This is a genomic window from Rhodoluna sp., from assembly GCF_049276775.1.
In the GTDB taxonomy this organism is placed as follows: domain Bacteria; phylum Actinomycetota; class Actinomycetes; order Actinomycetales; family Microbacteriaceae; genus Rhodoluna.
In genome coordinates, this window is the sequence record NZ_JBASXC010000107.1 from 1 (window position 1) to 3,055 (window position 3,055).

Genomic DNA, 3,055 nt, shown 5'->3' on the forward strand with positions numbered 1-3,055 from the left:
GGTTGGACCGGGCGCCGGTGAAGTAATTGTCAACGGCAAGGACGTCATTGCCCTCTTTAACAAGGCGATCAACCAAGTGAGATCCGAGGAAACCAGCAGCACCTGTCACGAGAATTCGCATCCATAAAAGCTACCAGCTCATGAGGGTCTCGGTGCTAGGTGACCTCCACCTAAACTTAGGCTCATGCTTGAAGGGTCAATCGAGGGTCGAATAAATGCGGCCTCTCAACTGCTTGGCTCACTTCTATCCACCGAAGAGAGTGGAGAACTCGAAGCTCTAATCGCTGATTTGGAAGAGCAATCATCGAGCCCAGAGCTCTGGGAAGACAGAGTAAGGGCCCAAAAGGTGACCAGCTCGCTGGCTCAGAAGAAGAAGCTCTTCACTCAAGTTCGACGACTTTCGGCAGCAATTGCAGATCTTGGACAGCTTCATCAAATGGCCTCGGCTGACGACGACGATAAGTCAATAAAAGAGATTGAGAGTGAGCTATCGAGAGTTGAGGCGGAACTGGATCAGCTCGAGACCGAGCTTTTGCTCAGCGGTGAATACGACTCCCGGGGGGCGCTGATGACGATTCGATCCGGAGCCGGTGGAGACGATGCAACAGACTTTGCGGAAATGCTGATGAGAATGTATTTGCGTTTTTGCGAACAGCAAAATATGCCAACTCGTGTCTTAGACACCTCTCAAGCCGAAGGCGCTGGTATCAAGAGCGCAGTAATTGAAATAGATGCCCCGTTAGCCTTCGGAAGACTTTCGGTTGAAACCGGCACCCACCGGCTTGTCAGGATGAGCCCATTTAATGCTGCGGGCAAGCGGCAAACCTCATTTGCAGCGGTCGAGGTGGTTCCTTTGATTGAGAGCTCCGATGAGGTTGTTATAGAGGACTCGGAGTTGAGAATCGATGTATTTAGATCTTCGGGCCCAGGTGGCCAATCTGTAAACACCACGGACTCAGCGGTGAGAATCACCCACATCCCCTCTGGAATAGTGGTCAGCTGCCAAAACGAAAAGAGCCAGCTTCAAAACAAGCAAGCAGCAATGCGCGTGCTGCAATCAAAGTTATTGGACGCCCAGCGCCGAAAGGAGGAGGAAAAGAAAAAGGAGCTCTCGGGCGATGTCAGAGCGAGCTGGGGAGAGCAGATGCGGAGCTATGTCTTGGCCCCGTACCAGATGGTCAAGGACCTGCGAACAGAGTATGAAGTCAATAATCCCGATGCTGTATTTGATGGCGACTTGGAGGGATTCATTGCCGCTGGGATTAGATGGCGGAAGAGAGAAAAGCTAACACCCTAGGCACGAGAGGGCTCAATAAGCAGCCACAATTTATGCTTTTGAGAGCATGATTCGACTCGAAGCAGCATCTAAGACTTATCGCGGCTCTGCGCAGGCGGCCCTAAAAGGGGTGAGCCTAAACATCGAGCGCGGAGAGTTCGTCTTTCTTGTCGGTTCTTCGGGTTCGGGAAAATCCTCACTACTTCGCTTGATGCTTCGAGAGGAACGGGTCGAGTCGGGCTCGGTCTTGGTCCTGGGGGAGAATCTTGGAAAACTCTCAAGTCGCAAAGTTTCAGAGCTTAGAAGACGACTAGGGGTGGTTTTTCAGGACTTCAGGCTCTTGTCAAATAAAACGGTCTACCAGAACGTGGCTTTCGCCCTTCAGGTGATAGGCAAATCAAAGGCATTCATTGAGACTTCTGTGCCGGATGCCCTAAGGCTCGTGGGACTGGAGGATAAGGCTCAAAGCCTTCCCGCATCTCTATCGGGGGGAGAGCAGCAGCGGGTGGCGATCGCCCGGGCACTTGTGAATCGCCCAGAGATTCTTCTGGCTGATGAACCAACCGGAAATCTTGATCCAACCAATAGCAAGGAAATTATGAACTTGCTGGAGAGAGTGAATCTCTCGGGAACTACGGTCGTGATGGCTACCCACGATAGAAGCATCGTTGATCGTATGCAGAAAAGAGTTATTGAGATAAGTCACGGCGAGATTGTGAGAGACGCTCAAACCGCCAGCTATAAAGAGCTTCCGTCAGAGCCTCTTGAAATAGCAGAACCCGAGGGAGATACCAAATGAGGCTCGGGTTTATCCTCAAAGAGATGTTCGAGGGCATCCGGGGAAACCTCTCGATGGTTATATCGATAGTTTTGGTCACCTTTATCTCACTCACGTTTGTGGCGGTCGCGGCGCTTCTGCAAATCCAAATAGCAAACCTGAAGGACTTCTGGTTCGAGCGAGCCCAGGTTGCGATCTACCTCTGCAATGACTTTGCTCCAGAGGGGCAGTGTCCGGCTGGGGGCATAACGCAGTCTCAGCAAAATGCCATTGCCGGCCAGCTTAAGTCACCGGCCTTGGCAAGCTATATCGAGAGCTATGACTATGAATCCCAGGACGAAGCTTTTGCAAGACTCGCTTCGGAGTCGGGGGATATGAGCGCAGCCCAGTTTCTAAATGCAGAACAGTTAAATGCAACCTACTGGGTGAACCTGGCTGATCCCGAGAAGTCTGAGCTGATTGTCGAGGCATTTACGGATCAAGTTGGGGTTGCAGATGTTCAGGATCAGCGAACTTACTTCGACCCAATAATTGGCCTTTTGAACGCCGGCACGATTGGTGCGGGCGCGGTGGCAACAATCATGCTCGTGAGTGCGGCCTTACTCACCGCTACAACGATCAGGCTCAGTGCTTTCTCTCGTCGCAAGGAAATCGCAATTATGAGGCTGGTAGGAGCTCCCAGCAGCAGCATTCAACTGCCATTTATTCTCGAAGGAGTCATCGCTGCGATAGTCGGCGCATGTATTGCACTCGGCGTTACCGCTTTCGCTGTTGACTCGCTCGCGACCGATGCGTTGGGTATTGACCCCTATGCGGTGACGTTTGTTGAGGTCTCTGACGTTCTAACTGTTGCCCCATTGGTAATTGGGCTCGGTGGTATTCTCGCCTTTCTAGCCTCTAGCATTTCCACCTTCAGGCACGTCAGGATCTAATTCAGGAGAGCCATGCCACGCGAGCGCGGTGAAAAGCTGATTGCCAGCAACAAGCGCGCTAGGTATGAC

4 protein-coding genes are annotated in these 3,055 nt (G+C 52.1%); 3 read left to right on the forward strand and 1 reads right to left on the reverse strand.

Annotation, left to right across the window (positions count from 1 at the left end):
• Positions 1-121 (reverse strand): NAD-dependent epimerase/dehydratase family protein (locus WAO31_RS06645; protein ID WP_509591736.1); only part of this gene is annotated, 121 nt, incomplete at its 3' end.
• 63 nt (positions 122-184) lie between these two features.
• Between WAO31_RS06645 and prfB the strand changes: the two genes are divergently transcribed.
• From prfB to ftsX, 3 genes are read left to right on the forward strand one after another with little or no spacing between them, the layout of a single operon-like run.
• Positions 185-1,297 carry a peptide chain release factor 2 gene (gene prfB, locus WAO31_RS06650; RefSeq protein WP_509591727.1) on the forward strand — a complete coding sequence of 371 codons (1,113 nt, stop codon included), beginning with the start codon at positions 185-187 and terminating at the stop codon, positions 1,295-1,297.
• A 46-nt stretch (positions 1,298-1,343) separates the two neighbouring features.
• Complete coding sequence (ftsE, locus tag WAO31_RS06655; protein ID WP_509591730.1) at positions 1,344-2,075, forward strand: cell division ATP-binding protein FtsE; 732 nt, start codon at positions 1,344-1,346, stop codon at positions 2,073-2,075.
• Entirely contained in the window at positions 2,072-2,986 is a 915-nt protein-coding gene (gene ftsX, locus WAO31_RS06660) for a permease-like cell division protein FtsX (RefSeq protein WP_509591733.1), read from the forward strand. Before ftsE ends, ftsX begins: the two co-directional genes overlap by 4 nt.
• The last annotated feature ends 69 nt before the right edge of the window (positions 2,987-3,055 follow it).

Excerpts from the sequence above, each read along its gene's own strand:
- ftsE (WP_509591730.1), top strand. The coding sequence starts at position 1,344 with ATGATTCGACTCGAAGCAGCATCTAAGACTTATCGCGGCTCTGCGCAG.
- prfB (WP_509591727.1), top strand. The coding sequence starts at position 185 with ATGCTTGAAGGGTCAATCGAGGGTCGAATAAATGCGGCCTCTCAACTG.
- ftsX (WP_509591733.1), top strand. The coding sequence starts at position 2,072 with ATGAGGCTCGGGTTTATCCTCAAAGAGATGTTCGAGGGCATCCGGGGA.